The organism is Streptomyces galbus, assembly GCF_005280195.1.
Lineage (GTDB): Bacteria > Actinomycetota > Actinomycetes > Streptomycetales > Streptomycetaceae > Streptomyces > Streptomyces galbus.
The window spans coordinates 215690-231073 of the sequence record NZ_SZPR01000011.1 but is presented as its reverse complement, the minus strand read 5'-3'; the positions used below and the strand labels follow the sequence as shown (position 1 = coordinate 231073).

Annotated in this window: 15 protein-coding genes; 4 read left to right on the top strand and 11 right to left on the bottom strand. The window is 74.7% G+C overall.

Annotated elements, in window-relative coordinates:
* Positions 1-21: 21 nt before the first annotated feature.
* Genes E4U92_RS12100 through E4U92_RS12090 form a run of 3 tightly spaced genes read right to left on the bottom strand, consistent with a single transcriptional unit; the run spans position 22 to position 2771 of the window.
* The gene (locus tag E4U92_RS12100) at positions 22-729 is read right to left on the bottom strand and encodes a response regulator (RefSeq protein WP_137300338.1); all 708 of its coding nucleotides are present in this window, start codon (positions 727-729) and stop codon (positions 22-24) included.
* Positions 726-1964 carry a MacS family sensor histidine kinase gene (gene macS / locus E4U92_RS12095; RefSeq protein WP_137300337.1) on the bottom strand — a complete coding sequence of 413 codons (1239 nt, stop codon included), beginning with the start codon at positions 1962-1964 and terminating at the stop codon, positions 726-728. Before macS ends, E4U92_RS12100 begins: the two co-directional genes overlap by 4 nt.
* Positions 1965-2006: 42 nt before the next feature.
* On the bottom strand, positions 2007-2771 hold the full coding sequence (locus E4U92_RS12090; RefSeq protein WP_137300336.1) for a lysophospholipid acyltransferase family protein: 765 nt from the start codon (positions 2769-2771) through the stop codon (positions 2007-2009).
* Positions 2772-2919: 148 nt separating this feature from the next.
* Here E4U92_RS12090 and E4U92_RS12085 point away from each other — a divergent pair, with 148 nt between their 5' ends.
* Positions 2920-3699: an alpha/beta hydrolase gene (locus tag E4U92_RS12085; RefSeq protein ID WP_137300511.1), complete on the top strand. Its 780-nt coding sequence runs from the start codon at positions 2920-2922 to the stop codon at positions 3697-3699.
* Positions 3692-4255, top strand: a complete 564-nt coding sequence (locus E4U92_RS12080; protein ID WP_137300335.1) for a hypothetical protein — start codon at positions 3692-3694, stop codon at positions 4253-4255. Before E4U92_RS12085 ends, E4U92_RS12080 begins: the two co-directional genes overlap by 8 nt.
* A 26-nt stretch (positions 4256-4281) precedes the next feature.
* Here the strand turns inward: E4U92_RS12080 and E4U92_RS12075 are convergent, their stop codons facing one another.
* The 6 genes from E4U92_RS12075 to E4U92_RS12050 form a co-directional block, all read right to left on the bottom strand.
* On the bottom strand, positions 4282-5034 hold the full coding sequence (locus E4U92_RS12075) for an endonuclease/exonuclease/phosphatase family protein (protein ID WP_137300334.1): 753 nt from the start codon (positions 5032-5034) through the stop codon (positions 4282-4284).
* Between the two features lie 135 nt (positions 5035-5169).
* The gene (locus tag E4U92_RS12070) at positions 5170-6123 is read right to left on the bottom strand and encodes an ROK family glucokinase (protein ID WP_137300333.1); all 954 of its coding nucleotides are present in this window, start codon (positions 6121-6123) and stop codon (positions 5170-5172) included.
* A 53-nt stretch (positions 6124-6176) separates the two neighbouring features.
* On the bottom strand, positions 6177-6734 hold the full coding sequence (locus E4U92_RS12065; RefSeq protein ID WP_137300332.1) for a DUF5304 domain-containing protein: 558 nt from the start codon (positions 6732-6734) through the stop codon (positions 6177-6179).
* 57 nt (positions 6735-6791) lie between these two features.
* Positions 6792-7964 (bottom strand): ArsA family ATPase, encoded by a 1173-nt coding sequence (locus E4U92_RS12060; RefSeq protein WP_137300331.1) that lies wholly within the window; start codon positions 7962-7964, stop codon positions 6792-6794.
* A 44-nt stretch (positions 7965-8008) separates the two neighbouring features.
* Positions 8009-8449 (bottom strand): SRPBCC family protein, encoded by a 441-nt coding sequence (locus tag E4U92_RS12055; RefSeq protein WP_137300330.1) that lies wholly within the window; start codon positions 8447-8449, stop codon positions 8009-8011.
* Positions 8450-8584: 135 nt separating this feature from the next.
* Entirely contained in the window at positions 8585-9340 is a 756-nt protein-coding gene (locus E4U92_RS12050; RefSeq protein WP_168372207.1) for a metallophosphoesterase family protein, read from the bottom strand.
* Between the two features lie 338 nt (positions 9341-9678).
* On the opposite strand from E4U92_RS12050, the gene E4U92_RS12045 reads away from it, so the two are divergent.
* Positions 9679-11475 (top strand): AMP-dependent synthetase/ligase, encoded by a 1797-nt coding sequence (locus E4U92_RS12045; RefSeq protein WP_137300328.1) that lies wholly within the window; start codon positions 9679-9681, stop codon positions 11473-11475.
* 34 nt (positions 11476-11509) lie between these two features.
* On the opposite strand, the gene E4U92_RS12040 is transcribed toward E4U92_RS12045, so the two are convergent.
* Positions 11510-12652: a glycosyltransferase family 4 protein gene (locus E4U92_RS12040; RefSeq protein WP_137300327.1), complete on the bottom strand. Its 1143-nt coding sequence runs from the start codon at positions 12650-12652 to the stop codon at positions 11510-11512.
* 113 nt (positions 12653-12765) lie between these two features.
* On the opposite strand from E4U92_RS12040, the gene E4U92_RS12035 reads away from it, so the two are divergent.
* Positions 12766-14076, top strand: a complete 1311-nt coding sequence (locus E4U92_RS12035) for a glycosyltransferase family 87 protein (protein ID WP_137300326.1) — start codon at positions 12766-12768, stop codon at positions 14074-14076.
* A gap of 89 nt (positions 14077-14165) precedes the next feature.
* On the opposite strand, the gene E4U92_RS12030 is transcribed toward E4U92_RS12035, so the two are convergent.
* Positions 14166-15368 carry a hypothetical protein gene (locus E4U92_RS12030; protein ID WP_137300325.1) on the bottom strand — a complete coding sequence of 401 codons (1203 nt, stop codon included), beginning with the start codon at positions 15366-15368 and terminating at the stop codon, positions 14166-14168.
* Positions 15369-15384 lie beyond the last annotated feature (16 nt).

The window sequence follows — 15384 nt, the reverse complement described above, 5'->3', positions numbered from 1 at the left end:
GGGACGCCGGGCGCCGCGCGTTCACTCGTCGTCCAGGCCCCGTTCGATCGCGTAGCGCACCAGCTCGACGCGGTTGTGCAACTGCAGCTTGCCCAGGGTGTTCTGGACGTGGTTCTGGACGGTGCGGTGGGAGATGACGAGCCGCTCGGCGATCTGCTTGTAGCTCAGGCCCTTGGCGACCAGGCGCAGCACCTCGGTCTCGCGGTCCGTCAGCCGGGGTGCCCCGGGCCGGTCGGCGTCCGCGGCGGGCGCCGGCTCGGCGGCCAGGCGGCGGTACTCGCCGAGGACCAGGCCGGCGAGGCCGGGGGTGAAGACCGGGTCGCCGACGGCCGTCCGGCGCACCGCGTCCAGCAGTTCCTCGGTGGACGCCGACTTCAGCAGGTAGCCGGTGGCGCCGGACTTGACGGCCTCCAGGACGTCGGCGTGCTCCCCGCTCGCGGACAGCACCAGCACGCGCAGCGCCGGGTCGGCGGCGACGACCTCCTTGCAGACCTGGACGCCCGGCTTGGCGGGCAGGTTGAGGTCGAGCACGAGGACGTCGGGGGTGGTGGCCCGGGCGCGGCGCACCGCCTGCTCGCCGTCGCCCGCGGTGGCGACCACGTCGAAGCCCGCCTCGGCGAGGTCACGGGCGACCGCGTCGCGCCACATGGGGTGGTCGTCGACCACCATGACGCGGATCGGCGTCCCGTCCCCGCCCGCGGTCCCGGTGTCCGTCCCGGTCTCGCTCATCGCTGTCCCGCCTTCCCCCGTGGTGTCCTCGGTGCCGTGTCCTTCGGCACCGTCAGTTCGACCTCCGTGCCCTGCCCGGGTGTGGAGACCAGCTCGGCGCTGCCGCCGAGGTCGCGCAGCCGCCCCCGGATGGACAGGGCCACCCCGAGCCGTCCCTCGCCCTCGGCCTGCGCGAGGCGGCCGTCGGGGATGCCGGGGCCGTCGTCCCGCACGGTCACGATCACCGCGTCGGGTTCGTCCTCGACCAGGATCCAGGCGCGGGCGTCGTCGCCGGCGTGCCGCCGTACGTTGTCCAGCGCGGCCCCGACGGCGGCGGCCAGCTCACGCGCGGCGGCCGGGGGCAGCAGCACGGGCGCGCCCGGGTCGGCGAGGCTGACCCGCTCGGCGGCGTACGGCGCGAGCAGCGCGCGCAGGTCGGCCGGGCCGTCGGCGCCGGGGTCGTCGGGCACCTCGACCTCGCGCACCAGGGCTCCCTCGGCGGCGTCGTGCGAGACCCGGGAGACGGGCACCAGTCCGCCGGAGACCAGGGTGCGCAGCGCGACCTCCTGCTCGCCGGCCATCCGGCCCAGCTCGGCGGCCTCCCCGCCCAGGGCGGTGCCGCGGCGCTTCACCATCGCCAGCACCTGCAGGACGCTGTCGTGGATGTCCCGGGCGAGCCGCTCGCGCTCGCGGGTGGCGGCCTCGATCTCCAGGGCGCGGGCGAGGGTGCGCTCGGAGGCGCGGGCGACCTCGACGACGTAGCCGATGGCGATGGAGGCGACCCAGACCAGGGCCACGTTGTGCACGGTGTCGCGGGCCGGGTGGCCGCGTTCGATCAGGTTGGCGGCCGCGACGGGCGTGGAGGCGAGGACGGCCCAGCGCCAGCCGCCGCGCAGCGCGAAGGCGAGGACCGAACCGGCCGTCCATATCGACGGCAGGGTGGGCCCGCCGTCCAGGATGTGCCGGTCGGTGACGACCAGCGGGGTCAGCACGATGCCGGTCAGGGCGACGGCCAGGTCGGCGGCGAGGAAGGGCTTGGTGCAGGCGGCCGCGTTGTGGACGCGGGGCAGGGTGGCGAGGGTCCAGACGGCGAGGACGGCGTAATAGGCGATCGCGACGCCGGGCCGGTCGTAGTCGTCGTACGCGGAGGCGAACAGCCCGACCGCGTACAGCAGGGTCAGCACGCGGTACGCGGTCAGCGCGCGCCACAGCGGCAGCTCGACCGACATCCGCAGGACGCGCTCACGTCCGGCCATCTCCCCCGACCCCCTGGTCCCCCCGGCCTCCTCGGCCCGCGTCTACTGTTCCTCGGCCTTTTCCTTCTTGGCCTGGTCCTTCTCGGCCTGCGCGAGGGCCGCCCGGGCGGCCTTCTCCGCTTCCTTCTCGGCCTTGGCGGCGTCCGCGATCTGCCGCTTGGCCGCGGTCGCGTACATGTCGACGTACTCCTGGCCGGAGAGCTTCATGATCTCGTACATGACCTCGTCGGTCACCGCCCGCAGCACGAACCGGTCGTGCTCCATGCCCTGGTAGCGGCTGAAGTCCAGCGCCTTGCCTATGCGGATGCCGGGACGCATGATCTTCGGCATGACCTGGCCGGGCGGCTGGATCTTCTCGGTGTCGATCATGGCGACCGGGATGACGGGCGCCCCGGTGGCGAGCGCCACGCGCGCGAGGCCGCCGGGCTTGCCGCGGTAGAGGCGGCCGTCGGGCGAGCGGGTGCCCTCCGGGTAGATGCCGAACAGCTCGCCGCGCTCCAGCACCTCGATCCCGCTGCGCACCGCGGCCTCGCCCGCGCCGCGCGCGCCGGAGCGGTCGACGGGGAGCTGGCCGACGCCCTTGAAGAAGGCGGCCGTCAGCCGGCCCTTCACACCGGGCGTGGTGAAGTACTCGGCCTTGGCGATGAACGTCACCTTGCGGTCGAGGACCGCGGGCAGGAAGAACGAGTCCGAGAAGGACAGGTGATTGCTCGCCAGGATCGCGGCACCCTCGGCGGGGACGTTCTCCAGGCCCTCCACCCAGGGCCTGAAGATCATCTTCAGCGGACCCCCGATGGAAACCTTCATCGCGCCGTACAACAACCGAGTGCCTCCTGTGTGTGTCGAACAGACCTTAACCCCAAGTGGCGTCGCGCAGCCCTGCGGGCCTGGTCGGTGTCAGTGCGGTCGCGTACGGTGAACCACACGTCCCTTCATGAAGAACAGGAGACCGAAGGTGCCGGTCCTTCCTGGAGCCGAGCCGTACCGCCACGAGGGCGGGGAGACCGGGGTCCTCCTCTGCCACGGCTTCACCGGTTCCCCGCAGTCGCTGCGCCCCTGGGCCCGGTACCTGGCCGAGCGGGACCTGACCGTCTCCCTGCCGCTGCTGCCCGGGCACGGCACGCGCTGGGAGGACATGGCGGTCACCGCCTGGCCCGACTGGTACGCCGAGGTGGACCGCGAGCTGCGCCTGCTGCGCGAGCGCTGCTCCCGGGTGTTCGTGGCGGGCCTGTCGATGGGCGGCGCGCTGGCCCTCAGGCTGTCCGCGCGGCACGGGGACGCGGTCAGCGGCGTGATCGTGGTCAACCCGGCGATCAAGGTGCACGGCCTGTCGGCGTACGCCCTGCCGGTGGCCCGGCACCTGGTGCGCACCACCCGGGGCATCGCGAGCGACATCGCCAAGGAGTCCGCGGCGGAACTGGGCTACGACCGGGTGCCGTTGCACGCCGCGCACTCCCTGCGGTCCTTCTTCCGGCTGGTGGACGGCGAGCTGCCCCAGGTCACCCAGCCGCTGCTGCTGCTGCGCAGTCCCCAGGACCACGTGGTGCCGGCCGTGGACTCGGCGCGGGTCCTCGGACGGGTGTCGTCGACGGACGTGACCGAGATCCTGCTGGAACAGAGCTACCACGTGGCGACGTTGGACCACGATGCGGACCGGATCTTCGCGGAGAGCCTCGCGTTCATCGGCCGGCTCGCTCCCCGTGTCGGTGAGGAAGGGACGACCGCAGGTGGCTGAGCACGACTCCGACCGTGAGGACGGTCTCGAGCCCGAGGAACAGAGCGTGCCCTTCGACGAGGAGGCCGCCTGGGCGGCGATCGTCGCGGGGTACGGCGCCGAGCCCCAGGACCCGCCGGGCGCCAAGCCCTTCAAGTCGGTGGAGGACCTGGCGCTCCTGGAACCGGAGACCAACGACGACGAGCCGGCGTCCGGGCAGCCCGCCCGGCCGGCCCCGCTGGGCGGCTCGGTGGCCTTCGCGCCCGGCGTCGGCCCGCGCGACCACTCGACGCCCGAGCCGGCCGAGGACGACCTCGGGGAGGACGACGAGGGCCACTTCGTCCCGCCGGAGCCGCCGCCGCTGCCCGCGGCCGACACCACGGCCCGGTTCGCCTGGCTCGCGGTGATCGGCGGGCCGGTGCTGCTCCTGCTGGCGGTGCTGCTGCGCTGGGACATGACCTGGTGGCTGGCCACCACCGGCATCGGCGGCTTCCTCGGCGGCTTCGCGACGCTGGTGGTCCGCATGAAGACGGACGACGAGGACGACGGCGACCCGGGCCGGGGCGCGGTCGTCTGAAACGCCCGCCATGTCGCGGGCGCTGTCTAGGCGGCGGGCACCCTGAGGGCGGCCAGGACCGGGAGGTGGTCCGTGGCCGCCCTCAGGTCCGTCCGGGACAGGCCGGGCAGCGCGTCCTCGGTCGGCACCCCGCAGCCGAGCACCTCGATGCCCCCGGTCGCGAGGACCGCGTCGATGCGCTTGCGGGGCTCGGCCGGGGTGAAGGTGTCCTCGGTGCCCCAGGGCGCGACGGCCCGGCAGTCCTGGAGGGTGGCGGCGAGGCGGGTGAAGGTGCGTCCGCCCGGCTCCTCGTTGAGGTCGCCGCCGGCGACCGCGTGCTCCACGCCCAGCCCGGCGAGGTGGTCCAGGAGCAGGCCGCCGTGCTCGTACCGCTCGCTCGCGGTGAGGCCGAGGTGGCAGCTGATCACGCCGAGCCGGGCGCCGCCGAACCGGACGACCGCCGTCGCCAGGCCGCGGCGGACCTGACCGGGGGTCAGCGGGAGCAGGACGTCCTCGGTGCGCTCGACGGTGGCCCGCAGCGAGCACAGCAGCGCCGGGCCGGCCGCGGTGCCGCCGCCGGAGAGGATCACCAGCTCCGCCGCGCTCGCCAGCCGGGCCAGCTTCTTGCGCCAGCGGAAGAACCGGGGGGCCTCCTGGACGAGGACCAGGTCGGGGGCGCAGGCGGTGATGACCCGGGCGAGGGCGTCGGTGTCGTCCTGCATCGAACGGATGTTGTAGCTCAGGACGCGGACGACGGCGGAACCGTCGGGTTCGGTACGGGAGTTGGGGAGCGGCTCCATGTGGATCAATGTACGCCCCGCGTCCCGGGGTGCGCCCCACGACTCGGGGTGTGCACCACGACTCGGGGCGCGGGCCCCGCGCGGCGGCCGATGGGTCGTGGCCGGCCGCGCGGTGTCCCGCGCCCCGAGGGGCCGTCACATGATCGGGTCGGGCTCCCGGGCCAGGTCGGCCGCGCCGACCAGACCGGCGTCGTTGCCGAGCCGGGCGGCGAGGACGTCCGCGACCGGCCGCCAGTTGCCGCCGACCAGCCAGCGCTTGTACGACTTGCGGATCGGGTCGAGGACCAGCTCGCCCTCGTCCGAGAGGCCGCCGCCGACGATGAACGCGGACGGGTCGAACAGCGAGGCGAGGTCGGCGAGGCCCGCGCCGACCCAACGGGCCAGCTCGCGGTAGGAGTCGACGGCGACCGGGCAGCCCTGGCGGGCGGCCACGGAGATGTGCTTGCCCTCGATGCCCGCGGGCGTGCCGTCGCCCAGGCGCAGCAGGATCTCGGCGCGCTCGGGGGTGGCGTTGGCGCGCTGCTTGGCGTAGCGGACCAGGGCGCGGCCGGAGGCGTACTGCTCCCAGCAGCCCTGCGAGCCGCAGCCGCACAGCAGGCCGTCGGGCACCATGCGGATGTGGCCGAACTCGGCGGCGACGCCGAAGTGGCCGCGGCGCAGCTTGTTGCCGATGATGATGCCGCCGCCGAGGCCCGTGCCGAGGGTGATGCAGATGACGTTGCGGTGGCCCTTGCCCGCACCGAACCGGTACTCGCCCCAGGCGGCCGCGTTGGCGTCGTTCTCCACGACGACCGGCAGGCCGGTGCGCTCCTGGACCTCGTCCTTCAGCGGCTCGTTGCGCCAGTCGATGTTCGGGGCGAAGTACACGGTGGAGCGCTGCCGGTTGACGTATCCGGCGGCCCCGATGCCCACGCCGACGATCTCGTGCCCCGCGCGTGCGCCCTCCACCGCCGAGGCGATGGCGTCCACGATGGCCTCGGGCGTGGTGGGGGTCGGCACCTTGAAGGTCGAGAGGATGTTGCCTTCCTCGTCGACCACGCCGGCCGCGATCTTCGTGCCGCCGATGTCGACGCCGATGGTGAGTCCCATGAATCCCTCAGTTCCGGTCGAGCCCCGCTACGGCCAACCGTACCCGAGGGGGCTCAGTCCAAGTCGATGCGCTGGCCGGGGCCGGTGCCCGAGGGGCCGTCGTCGCCGGGGCCGCGCAGGTCGTCGAGGTCTTCACGGTCACCGGGGCCCGGACCGCCCGCGGTCCAGCGCTTCTCCTGGGCCTGCACGGCGGAGCGGTACGCGGCGAGGAGTTCGCCGCCCGCGGCCGCGAGGTGGTCGAAGACGTCCGGGTTGCGTTCGATGACCGGTTCGACGGCGGACTTGGCCTGCTGGACGACCTGGCGCACCACCTGCTGGGCGGCCGGCCCGGCTACCGCACCGAGCAGCGGGGACTGCAGACCCGCGAGCTTGTCGGCGACGGTGTCGACCAGCCTGCGCAGTTCCTCGGCGGCGGAGCCGGGCGGCGGGCCGTGCTGTGCGCGGCGGCGGGCCTGCTCGGCGGCCAGGTCCTCGGCGCAGGCGGTGGCCCAGGCGTCGGCGTCGGTGGCGTGCCCGGTCCGCTCGGCCTGCTCGGTCCGCTCGGCCTGCTCGGTCCGCTCGACGGGCTCGTCCGCGGCGCCGTCGGGGGCGGGTCGGTCTTCGCTGCTCATGACGGACTCCTGACTACGGCTCGTCTCTCCGACGTTACCCGAACGGCGGTAGCGCCTTCACGGGGTCCGCGGCCACAGCGCGGGGTCGGGGGCGAACCGGATGCGCAGCGCGCCGTCGCGCAGGGCGGCGCCGGCGACGGTGCAGCGGCGCAGCGCCGAGGGCAGCGGGACGATCCGGCGGAAGGGCCCGGCCGTCACGAGGAGTTCGTCGCCGCGGCGGACCAGGTCGAGGGCGTCGCGTAGGGCGCCGGGCAGGGGGATCTCCCAGACGAGGACGCCGTCGTCGGCGAGCCGGTCGTGCACGGGCCACTCGACCGGGTGACGGCCGGCGTTGACGGCCGGGGCGGCCAGGGCGGCGAGGTCGTCGGCGCCGCGCGGGTCGCGGCCGAGGTGGGCGACGGTGTGCACGGCGGTGCCGGCCGCCTGCCACTCGGCGAGGGTCTTGTGCTGCTGGGCGACGAGGCCGGCGAGCGGGCCGGACGCCCCGTCCTCGGGCAGGACGCGGTTGGCGACCAGCGACTCGGTGCGCAGGCCGCGCAGGGCGAGGCCGAGGCCGGCCTCGCGGACGGCGTCGGCGCCGGCGGGCCCGGGTTCGGCGACGAGCCGGACGACGGTGCCGGGGTCGTTCACGACGGCCTCGACGGCGGCGAGTTCCAGGTCCCAGCGGGCGGCGGTGTCGTAGAGCCACTCGGCGGGCATGGGCACGCCGGCCAGGCGGCCGAGGACCGGGCGCAGGGCGCGGGCGGCCTGCCGTTCGGGGGGCAGCAGACGGCGCAGGTAGCGGCGCAGTTCCTCGGGCAGGGCGAGCAGGGCGAGGGCCTGGTGGGTGGGGGGCAGGTCGACGACGAGCAGGTCGTGGCGGTCGGCGAGGGCGGCGTCGCGCAGGGCGCGCAGCAGCGACAGCTCCTCGGCGCCGGGCAGCGGGGTGACCTCCTCGGGGTCGAGCCGCTGGGCGCCGAGCAGGTCGAGGACGGTGGTGGCCCGCTCCTGGAACGCGGTGAGGTCGGCGCGGAACGCGGCGGCCGGGTCGGGCCGCCAGGCGGTGATCCCCGGTCCGGCTCCGACGGGTACGGGTCCGGTCGGCACGCCGAGCGCGGCGCCGAGGGTGTCGCCGCGGTCGGCGCCGAGCACGAGGGTGCGCAGCCCCTCCCGGGCGGCGGCGCGCGCGGTGGCGGCGGCGAGCGTCGTACGGCCGCTGCCGCCGGGGCCGGTGATCAAGAGGGTGCGCATAGGGGTGAACGGTAGTGGACGGGCGCGGCCGCCCCGGGGAGCCGCTACTCGCCCGACTCGACCCGCTTCTTCAGGCCGGCGAGGGCGCGGTCGATGATGACCTTCTCGGCCTTGCGCTTGATCATGCCGAGCATGGGGATCTTGACGTCGACGGTCAGGGAGTAGGTGACCTCGGTCGCCCCGGCGCCGGCCAGCCGCAGCACGTAGGAGCCGTCCAGGGAGCGCAGCATCTGCGACTTCACCAGCGTCCAGGAGACCGCGTCCTGTCCGGTCCAGGTGTAGGCGAGGGTCTGGTCGTCCTTGATGGCGCCGGCGTCCATGACGAGCCGCACCTGCTCGGCGCGGCCGGAGGCGTCGGTCGCGAGGACCTCCGCCTCCTTCACCTCGCCGGTCCAGTCGGGGTAGCGCGCGAAGTCGGAGATGACCGCCATCACGTCGGCCGGTGCCGCCTCGATCGTGATGCTCGAGCTGGTGTGTTCCGCCATCGCCGTGGCTCCTCCGGATGCGGGCCGCTGAAAACCGCTGAAGAGTGTCCCGTGCGCCCAGCGTGCGCACGCGTGTGCAGCGTGAAGGCTACCGCGCGTTTGACCTGCCGCCTTCACCGCGTGCGCGGTGGCCGGTCACCACTCCAGCACCCACGGCCGGCCGGTCCCGGCGAAGTGGCCGACGTTCACGCACTCGGTCGCCCCGATCCGCATGCGCCGGGCCAGCGGCTGGTGGACGTGGCCGAACAGGGCGTAGCGCGGGCGGGTGCGCCGGATCGCCTCCAGCAGGGCGCGGCTGCCCCGTTCGAAGCGGCGCGCGACGGTGTCGTAGACCAGTTCGGGCACCTCCGGCGGAATGTGGGTGCACAGCACGTCCACCTCGCCGACCGCCTCGATCTTCGCGGCGTACTCCTCGTCGCTGATCTCGTAGGGGGTGCGCATCGGGGTGCGCAGGCCGCCGCCGACGAAGCCGAAGACGCGGCCGCCGATCTCGACCCGCTCGCCGTCCAGCACGGTGGTGCCCTCTCCGGCGTACTCCGGCCACAGCGGTGGCATGTCGACGTTGCCGTAGGTCGCGTACGTCGGGGTGGGGAAGGCCGCGAACAGTTCGGCGTACTGCTTGCGCACCGCCTGCTCGATGACGGCGGCGCGGTCGTCGCCGACGCCCGCCCAGAGCCGGGCCCCGAAGGCGCGGGCCTCCTCGAAGCGGCGGGCGGTGCGCAGTTCGACGATCCGGTCGGCGTTCTCCACGCCGAAGAGGTCGGGGAAGATGCCGCGGGAGTGGTCGGCGTAGTCGAGGAAGAGGACGAGGTCCCCGAGGCAGACGAGTGCGTCCGCGCCGTCACCCGCGCGGGCGAGGTCCCTGGCGTTGCCGTGCACGTCGCTGACCACGTGCACCCGCGTCGTGCGGGTGCGGGCCGGTGTGGATGCCATGGCGATCAAGCGTAGGCGGTGTGCGGCGCGGGTGAACAGAGTCGGCCGGACCTGCGGTTACTGGTGAGTCAGTTGGCGGGTGGACTACCGTACGCGGAGCAACCCCCATCCGTGTGACGCAGCGAACATCTCGCCGGGACCCCCTGTCGAAGAAGCCATACCGGCGGGTAACGTCCGGGCAGTCCAGTCGTGCTCAGCCATTCAACATCTGAAGGCGCGAGCACCGCCCGAGCCTTGGACCGCACCGTCGCATCACACAACGTCGTGGCGCCGGCGCCCTATGAGGAGCAGCAGTCTTGCGCGAGTTCAGCCTTCCGGCTTTGTACGAGGTCCCTGCGGACGGCAATCTGACCGACATCGTCCGCAGAAACGCCGCGCAGCACCCTGACGTCGCCGTGATCGCCCGCAAGGTCGGCGGTGCCTGGCAGGACGTGACGGCCTCCGCGTTCCTCGCCGAGGTGCAGGACGCCGCCAAGGGCCTCATCGCCTCCGGCGTGCAGCCGGGCGACCGGGTGGCCCTGATGTCCCGCACCCGTTACGAGTGGACGCTGCTGGACTTCACCATCTGGAGCGCGGGCGCGGTCACCGTGCCGGTGTACGAGACCAGCTCCCCCGAGCAGGTGCAGTGGATCCTCTCCGACTCGGGCGCCACCGCGTGCGTCGTGGAGAGCGCCGTCCACGCGGCCGCCGTGGAGTCGGTGCGCGACACCCTGCCGACCCTGAAGCACGTGTGGCAGATCGAGGCCGGCGGGATCGAGGAGCTGGGCCGGGCCGGCAAGGACGTCAGCGACGCCACGGTCGAGGAGCGCGGCTCGGTCGCGCGCGCCGACGACCCGGCGACCATCGTCTACACCTCGGGCACCACCGGCCGCCCGAAGGGCTGCGTGCTCACCCACCGCGCCTTCTTCGCCGAGTGCGGCAACGTCGTGGAGCGGCTGCGCCCGCTGTTCCGCACCGGCGAGTGCTCGGTGCTGCTGTTCCTGCCGCTCGCGCACGTCTTCGGGCGCCTGGTGCAGGTCGCGCCGATGATGGCGCCGATCAAGCTGGGCTGCGTCCCCGACATCAAGAACCTCACCGACGAGCTGGCGGCCTTCCGGCCGACGCTGATCCTGGGCGTGCCGCGGGTCTTCGAGAAGGTCTACAACTCGGCGCGCGCCAAGGCGCAGGCCGACGGCAAGGGCGCGATCTTCGACAAGGCCGCCGACACCGCGATCGCGTACAGCAAGGCGCTGGACACCCCGTCGGGCCCGTCGATGGGCCTGCGGATCAAGCACCGGGTCTTCGACAAGCTGGTCTACGGCAAGCTGCGCGCGGTGCTCGGCGGGCGGGGCGAGTACGCCATCTCGGGCGGCGCCCCGCTGGGCGAGCGCCTCGGCCACTTCTTCCGCGGCATCGGCTTCACGGTGCTGGAGGGCTACGGCCTGACCGAGTCCTGCGCGGCCACCGCGTTCAACCCGTGGGACCGCCAGAAGATCGGCACGGTCGGCCAGCCGCTGCCGGGCTCGGTCGTGCGCATCGCCGACGACGGGGAGGTGCTGCTGCACGGCGAGCACCTGTTCAAGGAGTACTGGAACAACCCGGCCGCCACGGCGGACGCGCTGGCCGACGGCTGGTTCCACACCGGGGACATCGGCACCCTCGACGAGGACGGGTACCTGCGGATCACCGGCCGCAAGAAGGAGATCATCGTCACGGCGGGCGGCAAGAACGTCGCCCCGGCCGTCATCGAGGACCGCATCCGCGCGCACGCGCTGGTCGCGGAGTGCATGGTGGTGGGCGACGGGCGGCCGTTCGTGGGCGCGCTGGTCACCATCGACGAGGAGTTCCTGGGGCGTTGGGCCGCCGAGCACGGCAAGCCGGCGGGTGCCACCGCGGCGTCGCTGAAGGACGACCCGGACCTGCAGGCGGCGGTCCAGGCGGCGGTCGACGACGGCAACGCGGCGGTGTCGAAGGCGGAGTCGGTGCGCAAGTTCCGCATCCTGTCCGCCCAGTTCACCGAGGACTCCGGGCACCTCACCCCGTCCCTGAAGCTCAAGCGGAACGTGGTGGCCAAGGACTACGCGGACGAGATCGAGGCGATCTACGCCAAGTAGCGGCGCTGCGGGGCCCCCTGGCGGCCGGGCCGGCTCAGAGGAGTTCCCTCAGCCTCTCGGCCAGGAGGTCCCAGCGCCACTTCTCCTCCACCCAGCGGCGGCCCCGCTCGCCCATCCGGCGGCGCAGCTCCGCGTCGCCCAGCAGGGTGACGACGCGCTCGGCGGTCTCCTCGGCCGAGCCGCCCCGCACCACCCAGCCCGTCTCGCCGTCGAGCACCGCGTCCGGGGCGCCGCCCGAGTCGCCGGCGACGACCGGCAGGCCCGTCGCGGACGCCTCCAGGTAGACGATGCCGAGCCCTTCCACGTCGAGGCCGCCGCGCCGGGTGCGGCAGGGCATGGCGAAGACGTCGCCGGCGCCGTAGTGGGCGGGCAGCTCCGCCCAGGGGACGGGGCCGGTGAAGCGGACGGAGGCGGCCACGCCCGTGTCGGCCGCGAGGCGCCGCAGGTCCTTGTCGTACGGGCCGCCGCCGACGATCAGCAGGACGGCGTCCGGCTCGGCGGCCAGGATGCGGGGCATCGCCCGGATCAGGGTGTCCTGGCCCTTGCGCCGCACCAGCCGGGAGACGCACACGACCACCGGACGGTCGGTCAGCCCGAGGCGGGCGCGCACCTCGTCGCCGCCGGAGCCGGGGTGGAAGGTCTTCTCGTCGACGCCGGGCGGGAGCTGCACCATCCGCGCGGCCGCCGCGGGCGTGAGCGCGGCGGCGATCCGGGAGCGGGTGTACTCGCCGAGGTAGGTGATCGTGTCCGTGCCCTCGCCGATCCGGCGCAGCAGCTGCCGGGCGGCGGGCAACTGGGCCCAGCCGGCCTCGTGGCCGTGGGTGGTGGCCACCAGCCGCTCGGCGCCCGCCCGGCGCAGGGCCGGGGCCATCAGGCCGAGCGGTGCCGCCGCCCCGAACCACACCGACGTGCAGCCGTGCTCGCGCAGCAGGCCGACGGCCGTCCTGGTCGCGCCGGGCGTGGGCAGGAGCATCGTCGTACGATCGCGTACGACGGTGAAGGGCTGCTCCGCGTCGAAGGCGGCCGTCGCCTCGGCGCCCTCCCGGCCGCGCTTCCAGGTGGAGGCGTAGACGACGAGGCGCTCGGGGTCCAGCCGCAGCGCCATGTTGTGCAGGAAGGCCTGGATGCCGCCCGGCCGGGGCGGGAAGTCGTTGGTCACGATCAGCGTCTTGTGCATCGCCGCCGACTGTATCCAACGCCGTCCGGCCGCCGCGGACGCCCGGGCGGCGGTGAACGGCGCGGTGCGCCACGGCCGCGCTTCATGGCTCCCGCACAGCCCGCCGGGAGACCATGTGGCCCTCACACGTAAGCGGACGAACAGGGGCACAGGTGGACATCACAGGCGCAGAGCGGGTCGCCCACCGACCCGCCGGACCGGCCGGGCCGCACGCGCCGGCCGGGCTCCTCGCCGTCTGGAGCGTGACCCGGCTGCTCCTGCTGCTGTGCGTGTTCGAGGTGTGGACCTTCCCCGGCCCGGACGTCACCGGCGACGTGTCCGTGATCTACCAGGGCTGGTTCGACGTCCTGCGCACCGGGACCTTCCCCGGGGCCGACGTCACCTGGCAGTACCCGCCGGGCGCGGCCCTCGCGATCCTCGCCCCCGGCCTGCTGCCCTTCCTGGACTACGCGTCGGCGTTCTTCGTGCTGGCGTTCCTCGCCGACCTCGTCGTGCTGATGCTGCTGCTGCGCGCCGGCACCGGAGCGGACCGGGGCCCGCGCGGCGCCCGGCTGTGGGTGGCGGGCCTGCCGCTGCTCGGCCCGACCGTGTACGCGCGCTACGACGTGATGGTGACCGCCGTGGCGGTGGCCGCGCTGGTGGCCGGGGCCCGCCACCCGCGGGTGGCCGGCGTCCTCATCGGGTTCGGGGCGCTGCTGAAGGTGTGGCCGGCGCTGCTGCTGGCCGGGGCCGTGCGCCGGCGGACGTGGGGTGCCGCGGCGGCCTGCACGGCGGTCCTCGCCGGGGTGTGCGCACTGGCGGCCCCCGGCGCGTTCGCCTTCCTGACCTCCCAGCGCGACCGGGGCACCGAGGTGGAGTCGCTGGGCGGACTGGTCCTGCACGTGGCCCGGCACACCGGCTGGGACGGGCAGGTGCTGCTGCACTACGGCTCGATGGAGTTCCTCGGGCCGTACGTGCGCGAGGTGAGCATCGCCGCGCAGGTGCTGACGGCGCTGGCCTTCGGCTGGCTGCTGCTGTGGCGGCTGCGGGCCCGCCGGTTCGGGCCGGCCGCGCCCGCCGACGCGGCCTTCACGGCGGTGCTGCTGTTCACCGTCACCAGCCGGGTGATCAGCCCCCAGTACCTGGTGTGGTTGGTCGGGCTCGCGGCGGTGTGCCTGTGCTTCCGGGCGAGCCGGATGCTCCCGGCCGCCCTGCTGGTGACGGCCGCGTCGCTGGTGACGGTGCTGGAGTTCCCGGTGTGGTTCGCGCACGTCGTCGCGAGCGATCCGCTCGGCGTGGCCCTGCTGTTCCTCCGCAACGGCCTGCTGATGGCGGCCGCGGTCGTCGCCGCCGTACGGCTGTGGCGCTCCACCGTGCCGGACGGGGCGCCGGCGCCCGTGCCCGGTCAGGCCGCGCGGACCAGGGAGACGTCCGCATCCTCCTGACGCCGCCCGCGCCGCAGCAGCCGGGCCACCGCCGCGCACTGCCCGGCCGTCGCGAGCGCCGAGCCGGAGGGCCGACCGCGGGGGCCCGGTCAGCCGGCCGGGGCGCCGAGCTGGTCGCGCACGTACTGGCGCCAGTCGGCGGTGAAGTCCGCCAGGCTCGTCCCCAGCTCGCCGCGCAGGGCGCCCTCGACCGCGCCCGCCCGCTTCCCGTGCGCCCCGACGGCCCGGTAGAAGGCGTCGAGCCGCTCCTCGCCCCAGCGCCCGGCGATCATCCGGCACGCCAGCCAGCCGCCCTCGTACGCCTCGGCCAGCCGCACGGCGTCCCCCGAGAAGCCGAAGTCGGCGTCGGCGGGCAGCGCCGCCGGGACGTCGCCGCGGGACACGGCGCCCACGAGTTCGGGCGCGACCTCGCCCGGGGTGCGGCCGGTGCCGCGGTAGCCGACGTAGTCCGCGTACCCCTCGGACAGCCACAGCGGGGTCGCCCCGTTGGTGTGGGCGCGGGTCGCGACATGGGTGGTCTCGTGGGTGAGGACGACCTGCCGGCCGGCCGCGCCGAGCATCCCGTAGGCGTCGGGGTTGACCACGATCCGGTCCGCGGGCGCCCGGGGCGGGCCGCCGGTCTCGCCGGTGGTGACCGCGGCGATGCCCCGGTAGGAGGAGGCGGGCGAGCCGAGCAGCGCGGCCATGCCGTCCAGGGACTTCGGCACCAGCACCACCACGTGCAGCGCCCACCCGGTGCCCCAGGCCGCCGACACCGCGGGCACGGCCCGGTCGGCCAGGTCCGCGAAGGTGCGCAGCCGCTCCCCGGGCTGCCCGACGCCCATCACCAGGCTGCGCTCCCCGCGCACGACGTCCACCGTCCCCTGGTCCCAGAGCTGGGCGCCCGCCCCGGACGCGGGCGTCTCCGCCGTCACCGCCCAGCCGCCGTCGGCGTCCCGGGCCAGGCGCACCGTGCGGGCCGCGGTGACGGGCGCCCGGTCGTAGCCCCGGACGCGGTAGCTCAGCCGGACGTCGGCGGTGCGGGCGGCGCCGTCGCCGTGCACCGCGCCCACCCGGTAGGAGAACTCCTCCAGCGGCACCGCGCGCACCCGCGCGTAGCCGTCGGCCGCGCCGGTGGCGGCGTAGGCGCCCGGGTCGTGGGCGAGGAGGGCCGCCGCCCGCCGGTCCAGCAGCCGCTGCACGTCGGCGCGCGCGGTGTCGGTGGCCGGCCGGCCGCCGCAGCCCGCGAGGGCGACCAGCAGCAGGCACAGCGCCACCACGAGGGACCCGCGCACCCGCCGTCGACCAGCCATCCTCCCGATCGTACGG

Bases quoted from the DNA above. Each gene is read 5' to 3' on its own strand.
- E4U92_RS12100 (WP_137300338.1), bottom strand. From the start codon at position 729: ATGAGCGAGACCGGGACGGACACCGGGACCGCGGGCGGGGACGGGACG.
- macS (WP_137300337.1), bottom strand. From the start codon at position 1,964: ATGGCCGGACGTGAGCGCGTCCTGCGGATGTCGGTCGAGCTGCCGCTG.
- E4U92_RS12090 (WP_137300336.1), bottom strand. From the start codon at position 2,771: ATGAAGGTTTCCATCGGGGGTCCGCTGAAGATGATCTTCAGGCCCTGG.
- E4U92_RS12075 (WP_137300334.1), bottom strand. From the start codon at position 5,034: ATGGAGCCGCTCCCCAACTCCCGTACCGAACCCGACGGTTCCGCCGTC.
- E4U92_RS12070 (WP_137300333.1), bottom strand. From the start codon at position 6,123: ATGGGACTCACCATCGGCGTCGACATCGGCGGCACGAAGATCGCGGCC.
- E4U92_RS12065 (WP_137300332.1), bottom strand. From the start codon at position 6,734: ATGAGCAGCGAAGACCGACCCGCCCCCGACGGCGCCGCGGACGAGCCC.
- E4U92_RS12060 (WP_137300331.1), bottom strand. From the start codon at position 7,964: ATGCGCACCCTCTTGATCACCGGCCCCGGCGGCAGCGGCCGTACGACG.
- E4U92_RS12055 (WP_137300330.1), bottom strand. From the start codon at position 8,449: ATGGCGGAACACACCAGCTCGAGCATCACGATCGAGGCGGCACCGGCC.
- E4U92_RS12040 (WP_137300327.1), bottom strand. From the start codon at position 12,652: ATGCACAAGACGCTGATCGTGACCAACGACTTCCCGCCCCGGCCGGGC.
- E4U92_RS12035 (WP_137300326.1), top strand. From the start codon at position 12,766: ATGTGGCCCTCACACGTAAGCGGACGAACAGGGGCACAGGTGGACATC.
- E4U92_RS12030 (WP_137300325.1), bottom strand. From the start codon at position 15,368: ATGGCTGGTCGACGGCGGGTGCGCGGGTCCCTCGTGGTGGCGCTGTGC.